The following is a 17,611-nucleotide window of genomic DNA, read 5'->3' on the forward strand; positions in this document are numbered from 1 at the left end:
GAGTGGCCCGTCCAGTCCGACGAACGGGATCAGGTGCGCAGCGGGATCGGCACCAGCTTCTGGAGCTCGCCGAACGTGATCCCGTGGGTCTCGCGCACGAGCACCGTCCCACCGGAGCCCCGGTGGTCGATGAGAAAGACCGCCAGGTCGGTGTAGACGCGGCTGACGCACCCGACGCCGGTGAGCGGGTAGGTGCAGTCGGTCACGAGCTTGCTGCGCCCGTCGCGGGTGAGCAGGTTCATCATGACGAACGTGTCCTTCGCTCCGATGGCCAGGTCCATCGCCCCGCCGACCGCTGGGATGGCGTCCGGCTCGCCGGTGTGCCAGTTGGCCAGGTCGCCTCGCGCCGACACCTGGTAGGCGCCCAGCACGCAGATGTCGAGGTGACCGCCGCGCATGATCGCGAACGAGTCGGCGTGGTGGAAGTACGACGCGCCCGGAAGCTCGGTGACCGGGATCTTGCCGGCGTTGATGAGGTCGAGGTCGACCTGGGCGCCGTGCGCCTCGGGCCCCATGCCGAGCATGCCGTTCTCGGTGTGGAGCGTGACGCCACGCTCGGGCGCGAGATGGTTCGCCACCAGGGCCGGCTGCCCGATGCCGAGGTTCACATAGGCACCGTGCGGGATGTCGGCGGCCACGAGCGCGGCCAGAGCGTCCGCGCCGAGCCTCTCGGGGCCTTCCATGAACGTCGAGTGTCCCGGCTGGCCGCTCACTGTCCCGCCTCCAGCCCAGGCCTGGCAGCGGCCGGCACGACCACGACCCGGTCGACATAGATGCCGGGGGTCACCACGACCTCCGGGTCGATCCCGCCGAGGGGGACGACCTCGTGGACCTGCACGATCGTCGTGGCCGCCGCGGCGGCCATGATCGGGCCGAAGTTGCGGGCGGTCTTGCGGTAGGTCAGGTTGCCGGCCCGGTCGGCCCGGTGCGCCTTGATGAGCGCGATGTCGCCGCGGATCGGCAGCTCGAGCACATAGTGCCGCCCGTCGATCTCGCGGACCTCCTTGCCCTCGGCCAGCGGGGTGCCGTAGCCGGTCGGGGTGAAGAAAGCGCCGATCCCCGCGCCCGCCGCGCGGATCCGCTCGGCGAGGTTGCCCTGCGGGACCAGCTCGAGCTCGATCTGCCCGGCGCGGTACTTCGCGTCGAAGTGGTGACTGTCGCTCTGGCGCGGAAACGAGCAGATGATCTTGCGCACCCGCCCGGCCTGGATCAGTGCGGCGAGGCCGACGTCGCCGTTGCCGGCGTTGTTGCTCACGACCGTCAGGTCACGAGCGCCGCTGTGCACCAGCGCCTCGATGAGCTCGACCGGCTGTCCAGCCGTGCCGAACCCGCCGACCAGCACGGTCGCCCCGTCGGGGATGTCCGCCACGGCGTCGACCGCGCTGTCAGTGATGTCGATCATCTGGCTCCCTCTGCTGGCTGTCCGCGGACTGCTCATTCCGCGCGGACCCCTCTTCTTCGTCGAAGTGGGCGATCTCCTGCTCGGCGATCGCAAAGGCATGGTTGGCGGCTGGGACTCCGAGGTAGATGGCCGCCTGGAGCAGGACCTCCTGGATCTCCTCGACGGTGAGGCCATTGCGACGGGCGGCGCGGACGTGCAGGGCGAACTCGTCCCAGTGGTCGCGGGCGATGAGCGCAGTCAGGGTGATGGCGCTGCGCATGCGGCGGTCGAGGCCGGGGCGGGTCCAGATCTCACCCCATGCGTAGCGGGTGATGAGGTCCTGGAAGGGCTCGGTGAAGGACGACGTGCGTGCTTCCGCCCGGTCGACGTGGGCATCGGAGAGCACCTCGCGCCGCACGACCATGCCCTCAGCGTGCGCGTCGGCCGCGCTGCGCGACGAGCTGTGGGACGAGCTGTGGGACGAGCTGTGAGACGGGCCGTCGTCGCTCATGATGCCCGCACCCCCCGGATCGTGCCGGAGAGGAACGCGGCGAGCTCGCGCGCCGTGGCTGCCGGTTGCTCCGCGGGCGGCAAGTGGGCAGCGTCGGGGATGACCCGCAGGGCGCCGCCGGTGCCGGCCGCGACGGCTTCGGACAGCGCGACCGGTGCGGCCTGGTCCTGCGCACCCGCGATGGCGAGGACGGGGATCTCGATGCGGCCCAGCTCGGCGCGCACGTCGAAGGCGGCAAGTGCCTCGCAGCAGCGGGCGTAGCTGAGCCGGTCGGCGTCCTGCAACGACGCGAGCAGGGCCGTCGCGGTGGCGGGGTCCCGCTCGATCGAGCCGGGAGCGAGCCATCGCTTCGCCGACCCCTCGACCATGACTGGCGTCCCGGCGCGACGGACCAGGTCGGCGCGCTCGTGCCAGCCCTCGGGCTCGCCGATCTTGGCCCCGGAGGCGATGACGGCCACCCCGGCGAGGTCCTGTCCGTGGTCGATCGCGAGCGTGAGCCCAACGGCCCCTCCGAGGGACACGCCGGCATACACGGTCGGCCCGGCAACGGCGGCGCGCAGCGCCGTGGCCGCGGCGATGACGGCGTCGGCCAGGTCCTGCACCGAGAACGGCTCGTCGTAGGGAGCGCTGGCACCGTGTCCGGGGAGGTCCCAGCCGACGACCGCGAGGTCCGCTGGGAGCAAGCGCGCGCAGGCGGACCACAGTGGCGTCACTGCTGTGCCGAGGGAGGGGCCGACGACGAGCACACCGCGCTGTCGCTCGGGGGCCCGCAGGCTGGTGAGGGTGATCGGAATCGTCACGCGCTCCTCCCGTCGTTGCTCCGCGCTGGGTATGCCGCTTGGTGCCGGGCCACGGCACGGTCCACGAGGGTGCCCGCGGCCCCGAGGTAGCGGGCGGGGTCGAGCAGCTCGACGATGGTCTCGTCGGACAGGACGTCCGGGGGCAGGTATGCACGCAGGATCGGCGTGAGGTGTCGCGCCTTGGCGCTGCCGGCCAGTGCGGGCCGCAGCGCGTTGATGGCCGATGCGCCCTGCGGGAGCAAGGAGACCTCGTGCAGGAGCCGCTCGCTGACGAGGCTCGGCCCGACCGCGTCGACGTTGCGCCGCATGGCCTCGGAGTCGACGGCGAGTCCGCCCAGCAGTTCCTCGGTCTGTGCGGCCGCGACCACGACGCGGCGCATGAGGCGGAGCAAGGGACCCCACTCGGCGTGCCAGGCGCCGTCGGGCCGTTCGTCGACCGCGAGCGCGGCGGCGCTGTGGAGGGTCGCACCGAGGTGCGGTGCTTCGATGGCCACGGCGCGGACGAGCACCGACAGGACCGGGTTGCGCTTCTGCGGCAGGGTGGACGACCCACCCCGGCCTTCCATGGAGGGCTCGTGCAGCTCGGCGATCTCGGCCCTCGACAGGGTGACCACGTCGCTCGCGACCTTGCCCATCGCGTCGGCCGCCCGCACGAGGGTGTCTCCGAGTCGGGTGACCGGCGCGCGGTCGGTGTGCCATGGTCGGCCCAGGTCCGCGAGACCGAGCTCCTCCGCGAGCAGCGCCGCGGCCTCGACCGAACGGCCCGGCGCGAGCGCCTCGACCGCTGCGAGCGTGCCCGCCGCTCCCCCGCACTGGACCGGCAGCGAGCGACGGGCCGAGGAGAGCTCGTCGAGCACGTCGTCGAACGCCCCGAGCCAGCCAGCGGCCTTGAGCCCGAACGTCGTTGGCAGGGCCGGCTGGCCGAGAGTGCGGGCCATCATGAGAGTGTCACGGTGCTCGACCGCCAGTCGGGCGGTCGCTTCGGCGGCGCCGGACAGGTGACCGTCGAGCTGCCCGACCACGCGGGACGCGACGAGCATGAGGGCCGAGTCGACGACATCCTGGCTCGTCAGGCCCTGGTGGATCCGACCTGCGACGTCGGGCGAGCCCGCACCGTGCCGGACCTGCTCGCGCAGCGAGTCGACCAGCGGGATGACCGGGTTGCCGCCCGCCTCGGCCTGCAGCGCGATCGACGCGAGGTCGTGGTGGTCGGCGACCGCGGCGGCGGTCACGACGGACACGATGTCCTCGGACACCAGCCCGAGGCGACGCTGGACGCGCACCCAGGCCGCCTCGACGTCGAGCATGGCCTGGAGTGCCGCCCGGTCGTCCGTGAGGCCCGTTGACCGGGCCGCGCCCGGCTCGAGCAGCCCAGTCATGGATCGTGCCTCGGATAGCGGACGAACACCGTTTCCCCCGCACCCTGCAGGTGCACGTCGAACCGCAGCGACCCGTCCGGCTCACGTCTCGCGACGAGCGTGGCCCGCTCCTCGTCGTCGAGGGCGGCGAGCAGCGGGTCCGCGTCGAGGGCGGGCGACGGCTCGGGCAGGTAGACACGGGTGAAGAGCCGGTTCAGCAGCCCGCGGGCGAAGACCGTCATCGCGATGAACGGCGCCGCGCCCTCGGACGTGGGGCCCGGCTCGACGGTCGTGAACGAGTAGCCACCGTCACGCCAGGTCGCGGTGCGCCCGAACCCGGTGAAGACGCCTGGGTCACGCCGCAGTGAGCCGGGTTCCCGCACGATCCGCCCATCCGCATCGGCCTGCCAGATCTCGAGCAGTGCGTCGGGCACAGGTGCGCCCTCGCCGTCGAAGACCGTGCCGTGCAGCCGGACCGAGCCGCGTGACCCTGGCGGGACGAGATGCTCGCCCCCGTCGTACGGCAGCGCGAAGTGGTAGAACGGGCCCACCGTCTGACCGGGCGTCGGCGCGAGATGGTGGGCAACGGCATACGTCGGGTTCTCTTGTGCCTCAGGCATGCTCGCCCTCCAAGGGGGTCGCGTGGGACCCGGTGAGCACGATGTCCCAGCGGTAGCCCAGCAGCCACTCGTGCTCGGACACGTCGTGGGCGTATGCCGCGACGAGCCGGTCGCGGGCCGCTTGGTTGGTGATCGACTGGTAGATCGGGTCGAGCGGGAAGAGCGGGTCGCCCGGGAAGTACATCTGCGTGACGAGGCGCTGCGTGAACTCGGTGCCGAACAGGGAGAAGTGGACGTGGGCAGGGCGCCAGGCGTTGCGGTGGTTGCGCCAGGGATAGGGGCCAGGCTTGATCGTGACGAAGGAGTAGGAGCCGTCGTCGCCCGTGATCGTGCGGCCGGCGCCCGTGAAGTTCGGGTCGATCGGCGCGGGGTGCTGGTCGCGCTTGTGGACATAGCGGCCGGCGGCGTTGGCCTGCCAGATCTCGACGAGCTGGCCCCGGATCGGTCGGCCGTCGCCATCGAGGACCCGACCGGTGATCCGGATCCGCTCGCCGATCGGCTGTCCGCCGTGCTGGACGGTCAGGTCTGCCTCCAGCGGGTCGACGTCCCGGTGCCCGAAGCAGGGCGCGGCCAGCTCGATCGCTTCCGGGTCGGCGTGGCGCAGGTCCTTGGTCGGGTGCCGAAGCAAGGAGCCGCGGTATGCCGGGAAGTCCAGTCGCGGCTGGACGCGGGCGATGCCCACGGAGTCGTCCTGCGCGCGCGCCGCCGCCATCTCGGCGTTGACCCCCGCCTGGCTGTCGCGGTCAGCCAGTGCCTCACGACCCTCAGTCACCGTCTCACTCATGTCGATCTCCTCGCCCTGGCCTGCTTGCGCCGCCTGGTCCGGCCCCGGCCGCTCATGTGAGGGGCCAGCCGGTGTAGCCCTCGGCGAGGAAGGTGCGACCCGCCGCGGAGTCGACCAGCGACTGCAGCTCGGCGAGCTGACGCCGGCCGTCGAAGTCCGTGGACTCCGGCAGTCGATGCAGCATCCGGGTCATCCAGAACGAGAAGTGCTGCGCTTTCCACACGCGGGCCAGCGCCCTGTCGGTGTAGTCGTCGAGCGCGTCCACGTCGTCCTTGCGCAAGGCACGCTCGAGGCAGTCCGCGAGGACACGCACGTCCGCGAGCGCGAGGTTGAGTCCTTTGGCTCCCGTAGGCGGCACGGTATGCGCCGCGTCGCCCGCGAGCAGCAGGCTGCCGTACCTCATCGGCTCGTGCACGAAGCTTCGGAACCGCAGCACGGCGCGGTCCGTGATCGGGCCTTCCACCAGCGCGTGGCCGTTGGCGCCGACCCTGGCCTGGAGCTCGGACCAGATCCGGTCGTCGGACCACGACGTGACGTCCTCGTCGGGATCGCACTGGAAGTACATGCGCTGCATCGACTCGGTCCGCTGGCTGATTAGGGCAAAACCCCGCTCGGCGTGGTTGTAGATCAGCTCGGGCGCGCTCTTGGGCGCCTCGCAGAGGATGCCGAACCAGGCGAACGGATACTCCTGGAAGTACTGGCGCGCCTGCGCCTCGGGGATCTGTTGCCGACAGGTGCTGTGCGAGCCGTCGGCGCCCACGAGGTAGCGGCAGTGGATCTCGCTCGGCATCCCGTCATGGTCCGTGAAGCGGATGACCGGCCGCTCGGTGGTGAGCTCATCGACCGCCGTGTCGCTCACACCGAAACGCACGTCAGCACCGGCGGCCTCGCGAGCGGCCGCGAGGTCCATGAAGACCGATGTCTGCGGGTAGAGCCAGACGGAGGCGCCGACCAAGGACTGGAAGTCGATCCGATGCAAGGTCCCGCCGAACCCGAGCTCGATGCCCCGATGCTCCTGTCCCTCGGCCAGCACGTTCTCCGATGCACCGGACTCGACAAGCAGCCGAACGCTGTCGCGCTCCAGGATCCCAGCGCGCACGGTGTTCTCGATCTCGAGCCGGGACCTGTTGTCGACGACGACCGACTCGATGCCCTCCAGGGCGAGCAGATGCGAGAGCATCAGGCCCGCCGGTCCGCCTCCGACGATCCCCACCTGGGTCGAGGTGACGCGCGCTGTCATCGGCTTCCTTGCGACGATGGGTCACTGGTCGGTCGGCGTGATGCGGGTGCCGACCACGGGTGCAGTGCACCTCCAGAGTGACGCGCCGCCTCACCCACCGCGACGCTACGCCTTCACTCAGTGAAATGGGGACCTCACGGGCGTGTCGTTGGCCGCCGCCTGTGGGACCTCGGGCTCCTCGCGCTTCAGGTCGCCACGCAAGGCATCAGTCGAAGCCTTCCCCGCTGACGAGCCGCTCTTGCCAGGGGAGTCTCTCCCGCTCAGCGGAAGAAGCCGGTCACCCGGAAGACCCAGTTGGCCGTGCCGTCGGGCGACAGCGCGGGTGGGATCGGGAACTCACACGTCGTGATCGGCTGGTTGGCGTGTTCGAGCGCCACTCCGTACTCATCCGCGAAAGCGATCTCGCCCGTCGCCGTGTTGACGCCCTCGAACAACCTCCCAACGCCCATCCGGCCGTCGTTGAGGCTGAAGCCGGTCGGCCCCGGCCCGGGCGGATCGATGACGACTGCCGGGACACCATTGCAGGTGCCCACCAGCTGGAGCGTCCACTGCGGGCTCTTGCCCGGCGTCGCGTGGGCCGTCCCGGCGGTGGCGACCACCGCGACGAGTGCAGCTCCGACGCTCAGTGCTCGACCGACAAAGCCCATGACCGTCTCCTTTCACGACGCTCGAAATGTACTCGCATCATTGTCGGGAGCGCCATACAAACGTGGGCGCCGCGCTCCTTCTCTTCTTCACAGTCGTCCCTTTGGCCGCCAATTGTTGGAAACGTGACGCATTCCCGTCCAACGTGCGGAAATGTTGCGACTTACTCCGCCTGAGACATTTTCTATTCCTTTCGCCGACTGAATCTTGGGTGCACCTGAGGCCGACGCAGTCGACATGGAAAGCAAGTTCACCCCGCGGGGTCGCGTGGTAGCGGCCCGCTCGCGAACAGTGATCGAACCCGGCGAGGTCCACGGTGATGGCCCCCTAGCGGCCGGGAGGCCCGGCTGATCTGCGAGAGTGAGCGAGAGGTCTCGGCAGGTCCCGGCACCTCGGCGAGGTGTACAACCGTGTCCGAACCGTCCAAGTCCACGCTGTGGAGGGCCATGACGCTCCGGCCCCGCAGCGGCCGCGGCGCGCCGCTGCGCGACTTCCTGCTCACCGAGTCAGGCAGTGCCGGCGTGCTCGCCGCCGCCATCGCCCTCGCCTTGGTGTGGGCCAACCTCAGCCAGGAGACCTACGAGTCGTTCTGGACGACGCGGCTCTCGATCACCCTCGGGGACCACGCCATCGACGAGGACCTGCGCGGCTGGCTCAACAACGGCCTGATGACGTTCTTCTTCCTCGTCGTCGGTCTTGAGGCTCGCCGAGAGTTCGACCTCGGCGATCTGCGCGAGCGTCGCCGGTTCGTCCTCCCGCTCGTCGCGGGCTTGACCGGCATGGCGGTCCCCATCGGCATCTACCTCGCCATCAACGCCGGTCACGGCACCACGAACGGCTGGGGTGTCGCCATGTCCACCGACACCGCACTGGCCCTGGGCATGCTCGCCCTGCTCGGCACCCACGCCCCGGAGCGGGCCCGCGTGTTCCTGGTGACCATCCTCGTCGTCGACGATCTGGCCGCACTGGTGGTCATCGCGATCGCCTACAGCGGCAGCATTCACTGGCCGCCACTGCTGGTCGCCGCGGCCGTGTTCGCACTGCTGCTGTATGCCGTCCGGCTCCGCGTCCAGCAGATCTGGGTCTACGTGTTGATCTGGGTCGCGTTGTGGCTCTCGCTGCGTACCTCTGGCATCGACCCGATCGTGGCGGGTCTGGTCATCGGGCTGGCCTGCCCGGCATACACCCCCAGTCGCGGAGACCTCGAGGACGCCACCGGGCTCGTGCGTCGCTTCCGTGAGGAACCGACGATCGAGCTCGCCCGGTCCGCCCGGACCGGGCTGCTGGCCACCCTCTCACCCAACGCGCGGCTGCAGGCCTTCTACCACCCGTGGACCAGCTACCTCATCGTGCCCTTGTTCGCGTTGGCCAACGCCGGCATCACCCTCGACCCCGGCTTTCTCGGCCAGGCGTATGCCGCACCGGTCACCATCGGCGTCATCGTCGGCTACGTCGTGGGCAAGCCCGTCGCCATCGTCGCGGCGAGCAAGGCCGTCACGGTCCTCAGCCGTGGCCGTATCCGTCCACCGGTCGGCTGGGGTGTCGTCCTCGGCAGCGGCACGATCGCGGGCATCGGGTTCACGGTCGCCCTGCTGGTGGCCAGCCGCGCCTTCCACGACACCCATCTGGCCGAGGCCAAGCTCGGTGCGCTCACTGCCGCCGCCCTCGCCGCGGCCATCACCTGGGTCGTCTACCGGCTGATCGGGAGGCTACCCGACGAGGCGCGGGCCCGGGCACTCGTCGGTGACCTGACCCTCATCCAGGACCTCGTCCCCGAGGTCGACGTCGAGCACGACCACGTCCGCGGACCCGTCAAGGCACCTATCACCGTCATCGAGTTCGGCGACTTCCAATGCCCTCACTGCGGCCAGGCCGAACCGGCGGTCCGTGAGCTGCTCGCGGACGACACCGACATCCGGTACGTGTGGCGACACCTGCCCCTGACCGATGTCCACCCGCAGGCCCAGCTCGCCGCCGAGGCCTCCGAGGCGGCAGCAGCTCAGGGCGCGTTCTGGCCGATGCACGACCTCCTGCTCGCCCGCCAGGAGCACCTCAGGTTTGCCGACCTGCTCCGCTACGCCGACGAGCTCGGGCTGGACACCGCTCGTTTCGAGACCGACCTCCGTCGTCGCCGTCACGAGACTCGGGTCGCCCGCGACGTCGAGTCGGCCGACCTGTCCGGTGTCGCCGGCACACCCACGTTCTTCATCAACGGACAGCGCCACCACGGCGCGTTCGACCTGGAGACCCTCACCGGAGCGGTCCGCACTGCCCGGGACGCCCTGCGCGTCTCCGGGTCGAGGTGACCGGTCCCTCGATGCAGCACGTCCCATGCAGCGACCTGGCACCTCTGCCCGAGTCAGGCGGCACGCGCCTGGGCGACATGCCGGCCGCGCTCAGAGTCGGCAAACCGCCCGAGGACGGCGCGCAGCTGCTCGGCGCCCAGGTTGGCACCGAAGGCCTCAGCGCCGGGTTCCAGCCGGATGCCGTCCGCCAGGGGGCCCGCGACGACGGGGTCGAAGCCGAGGTCGTCGACGATGCCCTCGACGACGGCGAGGTCGTCGGGGTCGTCTCCCGTGATGGCGATCGCCTTGCGGTGTGGTGCTCCCGGCGGCCGGGCCTCGTCCTCGAGGTCGTGGTAGCCCATGTGGTTGAAGGCCTTGACGATGTGGGCTGCAGGCAGGAAGTCCTGCACGGTCTCGCTGCTCGACGTCGTCGGGTCGTTGAGATCGTCGCGGGTGCCGTCGACCTCCCACCAGTAGTTCATGGCATCGATCACGACCTTGCCGCTCAACGCGTCGGCGGGGACCGTGTGGTACTTGCCGAGTGGCAGGGCCAGGATCACGACGTCTGCGTCGCCGGCCGCGGCCTCAGCGGTGGTCGCGGCGGCACCGGGAGCGAGGACCTCGACGGTGAGCGCGATTCGCGCAGGGTCCCCGGAGCCGGCGATCAGGACCCGGTAGCCGGCAGCGAGTGCGAGGCGGGCCAGCACGGTTCCGACCTTTCCAGCGCCCAGGATCCCGAGGGTCGGCGAGGGACTCCTCATCGCCGAGGCCCCGCTGCCGGGACAACCGGGGACTGCTCGGCGAGCAGCTCGCGGACCCTCGGGATGACCTGGGTGCCGTAGAGCTCGACTGCGCGCATTCTCGCGCGGGCCGGGATCGTCCCCGTCGAATAGATGAGGTCGAAGCGGCCGACCCCGAGGGCCGCGATGGCGCGCGCCATCTTCCTCGCGACGGTCTCCGGGGAGCCGATGTACATCGACCCGTGTGCGATCTCCGCGTCGTACTCGGCGCGCCGGATGGGCGGCCAGCCGCGCAGCGCTCCGATGCGGTCGCGGATCACCTGGTAACGGGGCCAGACCAGCTCTCTGGCCTCCTCGTCCGTGTCGGCGATGAACCCCGGCGAGTGCATGCCGACTGGATGGGCGCTGGTGCCGAACTGCTCTGCGGCCCGCCGGTACAGCTCGAGGTAGGGGGCGAAACGCTCGGGAGCGCCACCGATGATCGCGAGCATGAGGGGGAACCCGTACTGCGCCGTGCGCACGACGGACTGGGGCGAGCCTCCGACACCCACCCAGGTGCTCAGGTGCCCGGACTCGGTCTTGGGGAAGACGTCGGCCTCGACGAGCGCGGAGCGCTTGGTCCCCGACCAGGTCACCGGCTTCTCCTTGAGAAGCTCGGCGAACAGCTCGATCTTCTCCTCGAACAGGACGTCGTAGTCGGTCAGGTCGAAGCCGAACAACGGGAACGACTCGGTGAACGACCCCCGGCCGAGGATGACCTCGGCCCGCCCGTTGGACAGGGCGTCGACCGTGGCGAAGCGCTGGAACACCCGCACGGGGTCGTCCGAGCTCAGCACCGTCACGCCCGAGCCCAGCCGGATCCGAGACGTCCGCGTTGCGATCCCGGCCAGCACGGTCTCCGGGCTCGAGATCGCGAACTCCGGCCGATGGTGCTCTCCCACCAGGAACACGTCGACACCCAGCTCGTCGGCCAGCACCGCCTCGTCGACGGTCTGCCGGATCGCTGCCGCATACGTGGCGAGTGCGCCGGTGTCGTCCTCCGGCACGTCACCGAAGGTGTCGAGTCCGAACTCGATGTCGGTCATGGGTTCCTCCTCGGGTCGTCCCGACGGCGGTCGGCCGGAGTGATTGACGTGTCAATAGTTCTTCGTCAGTATGCTCGGATATGATTGACGTGTCAATCAAGGAGGTGGCGATGGCCGGCCGGTCCACGCGTCGGGGGCTCACCGCGGACGAGCTGCAGATCTGGCGTGACTTCATCGAGTCGACAGAGGCCGTGCGAGCCGAGCTCGTGCGACGCCTGCAGAGCGAGTCAGAGCTGTCCCCAGGTGACTACGCCGTGCTGCTCGCACTGAGCGAGGCGTCTGGCCGCCGGCTGCGATCATCCGACCTGGCCACAGCGGTCGGCTGGGAGCGCAGCCGCCTCTCCCACCACCTGGGCCGCATGGAGCGGCGCGGCCTCGTCCGTCGCGAGGACTGCGCGACCGACAGCCGCGGTGCCGAGGTGGTGCTCGAGGACGCGGGGGCGGCGGCATTCCGACGCGCCTCCGCGCCGCACCTGCGTGCGGTGCGGGAGCTCTTCATCGATGTCCTCACCCCCGACCAGCTCGTCGCGGCAGGCGAGATCAGCCGCGCTCTGCGGACGCGCCTGCTCCCCGCCGGCCCATCAGAGTGAACGCCCGATGAAATCCCGTGACCCGCAGGCTCGTACACAACTCGCTCGTCGCGGACCGGGCACACGGGCCGCTCCCGCTCCTGCTGGTCGCCCTGACCGTGTTCACCGGCATCGTCGACGCGGTCAGCATCCTCGCCCTGGGGCGCGTGTTCGTCGCAAACATGACCGGCAACGTCGTGTTCGTGGGGTTCGCCGTCGTGGGCGCACCCGGATTCTCCCTCCGTGCCTCTTCGCTCGGCCTCGCCGGATTCCTCGTCGGCGAAGCGTGGCCGTCCCGGACCTCACGACCACCGTCCTGACCATGACGCTCACCGGGCTGGCCGCAGACCTCCGCACAGGCGCCCGCAGGGCGCCGATCGCACGTCGCCTCCTGGCGGTTGTCTCGATGTTCGGTGGTGCAGTGGTCGGCGCGCTGCTCGTGCTTCACCAGGTCCCGGAGATCCCGCTCGTCGTCGGCACGGCGCTGCTCGCGTTCGTCGCGGTGGCCGCCTGGCTGGCGACGCGGCATACGGCGCTATGGCGGACGCCACAGCTCAACCGCGCCAGACCCCATGACGGTCACGGCTCTGAGCCGACCGATTGGGTCGGCTCACGTGCCCTCGACCACGAAGCGGGCGCACTGCTGGCGCTCCCGTCGGCTGGAACCACCGACGCGAAGCTCGAACTCGCCGGGCTCCACGACCCGACGGGCCGAAGCGTCGACGATCGTCAGGTCGCGGAGCGCGACGTCGATCTCGACTCTTCGGGACTCCCCCGGCTCGAGCTCGACCTGTCGGAACGCCTTGAGCTCCTGGTCTGCCCAGCTCGCCGACGTGACCTGGTCGCTGACGTAGACCTGGACGGTCTCCCGGACGGGACGCGTGCCTGTGTTCCGCACCGTCACCGCGGCGCGAACGGTGTCGTCGGGGGCCACCACGTTCTCGCCGACCTGCAGGTCCTCGTACTCGACGTGGGTGTAGGAGAGCCCCTCGCCGAACGCGAAGGCCGGCTGTTGGGTGAGATCGGCGTACCGGTCGCCGTGCTGGCCGCGTATCTGGTTGTAGTAGGTGGGCTGCTGGCCGACGTGTCGTGCGAACGAGATGGGCAGGCGCCCGCTCGGCTGGATGAGGCCGAGCAACAGCTCGGCGATCGCCCGACCGCCCTCCATCCCGGGGTTGGCAACCCAGAGCAACGCCGACGCGTGCAGTGCCGCGGGCGGCAAGACGAGGGGCTTGGACGCGAGCAGGACCACGATGATCGGCGTGCCGGTCGCCGCCAGCGCCTCGAGGAGGTCACGCTGGCCTCCGACGAGCTCGAGCGTCGCCGTCGAGCGGCCCTCACCCACCAGCTCGATCCGGTCCCCCACCACAACCACGACATAGTCCGCCCGACGGGCCTGGGCGACGGCATCGGCGAGCATCGCCGGGTCGGGCTCGGCCGGCTCGACGATCGGTGGCCGGGGCTGGCCGTCGGGGAAGAACTCGCCCTCAGGGTCCGGCACCAGGTCGAGGACTCGGGCACCCGGCGCATGGGTCAGCGTCCACCCGCGCGGGAGGTGTTCGCGCAGCCCGTCGAGCACCGTCGTGATCATCCCCCTCGGCTGCCCGTCGAGCCATCCCGCCTGGCCCGAGCCGCCCGCCCAGTCGCCAAGCTGGGTCTGAGCGTCGTCGGCCAGCGGTCCGACGAGCGCCACCCGCTTCGAGGCGCGGCCGGCCGCGTCGGCGCGTCCCGTGCCATCCGAGGCGAGCCCACCCTCGAGCGGCAGCACGCCGTCGTTGCGAAGCAGTACGAGCGACCGTCTCGCGATCTCGAGGTTGAGCGCCCGGTGCTCGTCGGTGCCGACAGCGAGCTGGATGCGCTCCAGGTCGGGTCGGCGCGGGTCCTCGAACAGCCCCAGCTCGAACTTCACGGTGAGGATCCGCGACACGGCGGCGTCGAGGTCGTCCTCGGCGAGCAGCCCCGTCCGAATGGCCTCCTGCGCGCCGTCGAAGAAGCCCGGAGTCGTCATCACCATGTCGTTCCCGGCTCTCACCGCGGCCGCGGACGCGTGAGCGTAGTCGGGCTGGACCCGTTGCTCCCACACCATCCGCCCGACGTTGTCCCAGTCGGTGACGAGGGTTCCCGAGTATCCCCACTCGCCGCGGAGCACATCGTTCAGCAGCCAGTCGTTGACCGTGATCGGAGTGCCGTCGATGGTCTGGTAGCCGAGCATGAAGGTGCGGCAGCCCTCGCGGGCCACGCGTTCGAAGGGCGGAAGGAACCAGGAAAGGAGCTTCCGCCGAGAGATGTCTGCCTCGCTCGCGTCCCGGCCGCCCTGGGTCTCGGAGTAGCCGGCGAAGTGCTTTGCCGTCGCGAGGATGGCCGTGGGGTCGGACAGCCCCGCGCCTTGATAGCCGCGCACCATGGCGGAGGCGAGCTCGCCGATGAGGAACGGGTCCTCGCCGAAGGTCTCGCCCACTCTGCCCCAGCGCAGGTCGCGCGCGATGCAGAGCACCGGCGAGAACGTCCAGTGCACGCCCGTGGCCGCGGCCTCGGCCGCGGTGGCGCGCGCCACTTGTTCCAGCAGTCCGGCGTCCCACGACGCCGCCATCCCGAGCTGGGTCGGGAAGATGGTCGCCCCTTCCCAGAAGGAGTGCCCGTGGATGCAGTCCTCGCCGACCAGCAACGGGATCCTCAGCCGAGTCTGCTCAGTGAGGTCGTGCGCTCGGATCACCCGCTCGGGTGAGGTGTGCAGGATCGACCCGGCGTGCATCCGCAGGACCAGTTCGTCGAGATCGCCGCGGGCGTCCAGCTGCATCATCTGGCCGACCTTCTCCTCGACCGTCATCCGGTCCAGCAGATCGGCGACCCTCTGGCCGATCGTCGCCGACGGGTCGAGATAGCGCGCGTCCTGGATGGTCATCCTCTTACCTTGCGTTGCCGGATCCGTGCTGAGAGTCCATGGCGCGAGCGGCCTCAGCGGGATGGTCCGGGGGGCGGCTGGTACACCTGCTCGACAGCGGCATCGATGTCTGCGCCGCTGACCTCGACGGTCTCCATGTCCGTGGTCACAGCACGAACGTAGCCCCGTCGCGTCGTGCAACCAACGCCTGCGTCAGGGGCGTCCGGCGCCGGGCACGTCGACCGGGACGGTGAGGACCTGCCCGGTGCGAGGCCCGTTGGCCAGCCGATCGAGGTTCGCGACGGGGCCGTCGGCCGGCCGCCATTCGGCCGTCAGGATGAAAAGGGTGCGCCGGTCCGGACCTCCGAGCATCAGCGCGAACGAGGCCCGGTTCTCCGGCAGCTCGACGCGCTGCAGGACCTCGCCGCCAGGCGCGACGCGGACCACTGCGTAGTCGGCGGTGCCGACCCAGACCGCTCCTTCGGTGTCCAGGCAGATGCCGTCAGGGCCGAGTCCGTCGGCGAAGACGCGACGGTTGGACAGCCCTCCGTCGGCGTCGATGTCGAACGCGGTCAGCCGACCGGCGAACGACTCGGCGATGATCAGCGTCCGGTCATCCGGGGTGACCACCATGCCGTTGGGGAACTGGATGTCGTCTGCGACCTGGCGGATCCGGCCGTCCGGGGTCGCGAGCTTGATGTAGCCGGGCACGGGCGGCGCTCCGCCGACGAAGTCGAAGTCCGCGCCGTTGAGGTAGACGTTGCCGCGTCCGTCCACCACGATCTCGTTCGCGGGCTGGTCGGCGAGGACCACGATCGACCCGTCGGGCTCCCGGCGCCGGAGCTTGTCGCCAGTGACCAGCAGCCTCCCGTCGGGCAGCCAGTCGATCGAGTAGCCCATCGAGCGGCTGTCGGGATCCAGCGTCGCGATGACCTCGGCCCGGCCGTCCAGGCCGGCGGCCACCACCTGGCGGTCGATCCAGTTGCAGAACCACAGACGACCCTCGTGCCACCGCGGTGACTCGGGAAATCCCAGACCGGTCAGCAGGACCTTCGGCTCGGACATCGACCTCTCCTCACTTCGCCGGGGCGCCGGCCGGCCAGCCGGCCCCTTCACCTCCTATACGAACGCCGACCCCGCCGATCGACACCTGCCCGTGCGCCGGCGGGCTTCCTGCTCGCGGGTGGTCGAGCTGCCCGTCGTTCACTGCTGGCAGAATCCGTTGCACCTCCGGAGGTTCGCATCCGACGATGTCTCCATGGGCTCTCTCTACGACGATGTCGGCGGGGTGGACGGGCTGCGCACGCTGAGCGCGGACTTCTACGACCGCGTGCTGGCAGACGAGCTCCTTGCGCCGGTATTCGTCCACTTCACGCGCACCCACGTCGACCACGTCGCGGTGTGGCTGGCGGAGGTGTTCGGCGGCCCGGAGGATTACACGGCGAGGCTCGGAGGCCATCAGGCGCTGTTGCGCAGCCACCTCGGGCTGGCCATCCGCGACGAGCATCGTGAGCGCTGGCTGCAGCTCATGTCCGAAGCGATCGACTCGGTGCTGCCGGGTAGACCCGAGCTGGCGACGACGCTGATGGACTACTTCCGCTGGGGCACGCAGATCGCGCAGGACGTGTCTCAGTCACCGTCCGGTACCGACCTCGGCGATCCCGGTCCCACGCCACGGTGGAGCCACGACGGCCTCACGACATAGGGCTCCTGGCAGGTGATGCCTGCGGGGGCGGTACGCGAGGAGTGCGCGGGTCCCGCCGATCAGTCGGCGCGCATCAGGGCGTTGAGGTCGCCGACCGCACCAAGATGCCGGAGCTTGTCGGGGTTGATCTGGTTGCGCAGCCCGGTGATCCGGCCGTCAGCGCCTACATCGATCGTCATGACGCCGAAGAGCTCTCCGTCCGGGCCACGGGTGATCAGCGCCGGCTGGCCGTTGGCGTGTGTGGGCTCCAGGCGCACGCCGAGCGGGTCGCCGCGTCGAGCCAGGCCGAGCAGGAACCGCGCCACCGCGACCGCACCGACCATCGGCTTCTGGATCGCCGGCGCCTTGCCACCGCCGTCTCCCCAGAAGGTCACGTCCTCGGCCAGCAGAGCCTCGAGCTCGTCGAGTCCGCCGCCGCGCACCGCCTCGAGGAACGCGGCCGCCAGCTCGTCCCGCCGCTGCGGTGAGGCCTCGAACCGCGGCCGCCCAGCCTCCACGTGTCGCCGCGCCCGCGAGAAGTGCTGGCGGCACGCCGCCTCGGACTGCTCGACGATCTCGGCGACCGCTGCGTAGTCGTACCCGAGCGCCTCGCGAAGGATGAACACCGCGCGCTCGTGCGGAGTGAGCGTCTCCAGCAGGACGAGCATCGCCGTCGAGACGGTGTCATCCAGCTCGACCATCTCTGCGGGGTCGGGCCCGCCCCCGGCCACCAACGGCTCCGGCAGCCATGGCCCGACGTACGACTCGCGCCGCACCCGGGCGGAACGGAGGGTGTCGATCGCGAGCCGGGTCGTGATGGTCGTCGCCCAGGCGTCGAGGTTGTCAGGGCTGGCGCCGCCGCTCTCAGCCTGCGTCATCCGGACGAACGCCTCCTGCACCACGTCCTCGGCCTCCGCCACACTCCCGAGCATGCGGTAGGCGACCGAGAACATCAGCGGCCGGAGGTCGTCGTGGGAGGTGGCGATGAGCGTCACGTGACCACCCTGGCACGGCTGCTGTCACAGATC

General features: G+C 70.4%; 18 protein-coding genes and 1 pseudogene. 5 read left to right on the top strand and 14 right to left on the bottom strand.

Going from position 1 to position 17,611, the window contains the following annotated elements:
• Positions 1–29: 29 nt before the first annotated feature.
• From ACWEOW_RS10340 to ACWEOW_RS10380, 9 genes are all read right to left on the bottom strand, one after another.
• Positions 30–683 carry a 3-oxoacid CoA-transferase subunit B gene (locus ACWEOW_RS10340; RefSeq protein ID WP_452269106.1) on the bottom strand — a complete coding sequence of 218 codons (654 nt, stop codon included), beginning with the start codon at positions 681–683 and terminating at the stop codon, positions 30–32.
• 26 nt (positions 684–709) lie between these two features.
• Complete coding sequence (locus ACWEOW_RS10345; protein WP_452269107.1) at positions 710–1,402, bottom strand: 3-oxoacid CoA-transferase subunit A; 693 nt, start codon at positions 1,400–1,402, stop codon at positions 710–712.
• A complete protein-coding gene (gene pcaC / locus ACWEOW_RS10350; RefSeq protein ID WP_452269108.1) occupies positions 1,386–1,892 on the bottom strand; it encodes a 4-carboxymuconolactone decarboxylase in 507 nt (168 codons plus the stop codon). Before pcaC ends, ACWEOW_RS10345 begins: the two co-directional genes overlap by 17 nt.
• Complete coding sequence (locus ACWEOW_RS10355; protein WP_452269109.1) at positions 1,889–2,692, bottom strand: alpha/beta fold hydrolase; 804 nt, start codon at positions 2,690–2,692, stop codon at positions 1,889–1,891. Before ACWEOW_RS10355 ends, pcaC begins: the two co-directional genes overlap by 4 nt.
• Complete coding sequence (locus ACWEOW_RS10360; protein WP_452269110.1) at positions 2,689–4,071, bottom strand: lyase family protein; 1,383 nt, start codon at positions 4,069–4,071, stop codon at positions 2,689–2,691. Before ACWEOW_RS10360 ends, ACWEOW_RS10355 begins: the two co-directional genes overlap by 4 nt.
• Positions 4,068–4,670 (bottom strand): protocatechuate 3,4-dioxygenase subunit alpha, encoded by a 603-nt coding sequence (pcaG, locus tag ACWEOW_RS10365; RefSeq protein WP_452269111.1) that lies wholly within the window; start codon positions 4,668–4,670, stop codon positions 4,068–4,070. Before pcaG ends, ACWEOW_RS10360 begins: the two co-directional genes overlap by 4 nt.
• Entirely contained in the window at positions 4,663–5,454 is a 792-nt protein-coding gene (pcaH, locus tag ACWEOW_RS10370; RefSeq protein WP_452269112.1) for a protocatechuate 3,4-dioxygenase subunit beta, read from the bottom strand. Before pcaH ends, pcaG begins: the two co-directional genes overlap by 8 nt.
• A gap of 52 nt (positions 5,455–5,506) precedes the next feature.
• Positions 5,507–6,694 (bottom strand): 4-hydroxybenzoate 3-monooxygenase, encoded by a 1,188-nt coding sequence (locus tag ACWEOW_RS10375; protein WP_452269113.1) that lies wholly within the window; start codon positions 6,692–6,694, stop codon positions 5,507–5,509.
• Positions 6,695–6,954: 260 nt separating this feature from the next.
• Positions 6,955–7,341 (bottom strand): hypothetical protein, encoded by a 387-nt coding sequence (locus tag ACWEOW_RS10380; RefSeq protein WP_452269114.1) that lies wholly within the window; start codon positions 7,339–7,341, stop codon positions 6,955–6,957.
• A 408-nt stretch (positions 7,342–7,749) separates the two neighbouring features.
• On the opposite strand from ACWEOW_RS10380, the gene ACWEOW_RS10385 reads away from it, so the two are divergent.
• Positions 7,750–9,645 (top strand): Na+/H+ antiporter NhaA, encoded by a 1,896-nt coding sequence (locus ACWEOW_RS10385; protein ID WP_452269115.1) that lies wholly within the window; start codon positions 7,750–7,752, stop codon positions 9,643–9,645.
• A 53-nt stretch (positions 9,646–9,698) separates the two neighbouring features.
• Here the strand turns inward: ACWEOW_RS10385 and ACWEOW_RS10390 are convergent, their stop codons facing one another.
• Entirely contained in the window at positions 9,699–10,385 is a 687-nt protein-coding gene (locus ACWEOW_RS10390) for an NADPH-dependent F420 reductase (protein ID WP_452269116.1), read from the bottom strand.
• On the bottom strand, positions 10,382–11,449 hold the full coding sequence (locus ACWEOW_RS10395) for an LLM class flavin-dependent oxidoreductase (protein ID WP_452269117.1): 1,068 nt from the start codon (positions 11,447–11,449) through the stop codon (positions 10,382–10,384). Before ACWEOW_RS10395 ends, ACWEOW_RS10390 begins: the two co-directional genes overlap by 4 nt.
• Positions 11,450–11,529: 80 nt before the next feature.
• Here ACWEOW_RS10395 and ACWEOW_RS10400 point away from each other — a divergent pair, with 80 nt between their 5' ends.
• The 3 genes and pseudogenes from ACWEOW_RS10400 to ACWEOW_RS10410 form a co-directional block, all read left to right on the top strand.
• Positions 11,530–12,039, top strand: coding sequence for a MarR family winged helix-turn-helix transcriptional regulator (locus tag ACWEOW_RS10400; RefSeq protein WP_452269118.1), 510 nt, complete (start codon positions 11,530–11,532; stop codon positions 12,037–12,039).
• Between the two features lie 17 nt (positions 12,040–12,056).
• Positions 12,057–12,338: a DUF1275 family protein gene (locus tag ACWEOW_RS10405; RefSeq protein ID WP_452269119.1), complete on the top strand. Its 282-nt coding sequence runs from the start codon at positions 12,057–12,059 to the stop codon at positions 12,336–12,338.
• Positions 12,339–12,340: 2 nt separating this feature from the next.
• Positions 12,341–12,463 (top strand): annotated as a pseudogene (locus tag ACWEOW_RS10410) (hypothetical protein); the annotation flags it as partial.
• Positions 12,464–12,628: 165 nt separating this feature from the next.
• On the opposite strand, the gene ACWEOW_RS10415 reads toward ACWEOW_RS10410, so the two are convergent.
• Both ACWEOW_RS10415 and ACWEOW_RS10420 read right to left on the bottom strand, forming a co-directional pair.
• Positions 12,629–14,920: an exo-beta-d-1,3/1,6-glucosidase gene (locus ACWEOW_RS10415; protein ID WP_452269120.1), complete on the bottom strand. Its 2,292-nt coding sequence runs from the start codon at positions 14,918–14,920 to the stop codon at positions 12,629–12,631.
• 192 nt (positions 14,921–15,112) lie between these two features.
• Entirely contained in the window at positions 15,113–15,964 is an 852-nt protein-coding gene (locus ACWEOW_RS10420) for an SMP-30/gluconolactonase/LRE family protein (RefSeq protein ID WP_452269121.1), read from the bottom strand.
• A gap of 118 nt (positions 15,965–16,082) precedes the next feature.
• On the opposite strand from ACWEOW_RS10420, the gene ACWEOW_RS10425 reads away from it, so the two are divergent.
• Positions 16,083–16,604: a group II truncated hemoglobin gene (locus ACWEOW_RS10425; protein ID WP_452269122.1), complete on the top strand. Its 522-nt coding sequence runs from the start codon at positions 16,083–16,085 to the stop codon at positions 16,602–16,604.
• A gap of 59 nt (positions 16,605–16,663) precedes the next feature.
• On the opposite strand, the gene ACWEOW_RS10430 is transcribed toward ACWEOW_RS10425, so the two are convergent.
• The gene (locus tag ACWEOW_RS10430; protein WP_452269123.1) at positions 16,664–17,578 is read right to left on the bottom strand and encodes an RNA polymerase sigma-70 factor; all 915 of its coding nucleotides are present in this window, start codon (positions 17,576–17,578) and stop codon (positions 16,664–16,666) included.
• Between the last annotated feature and the right edge of the window lie 33 nt (positions 17,579–17,611).

Source organism: Monashia sp. NPDC004114 (assembly GCF_053603855.1).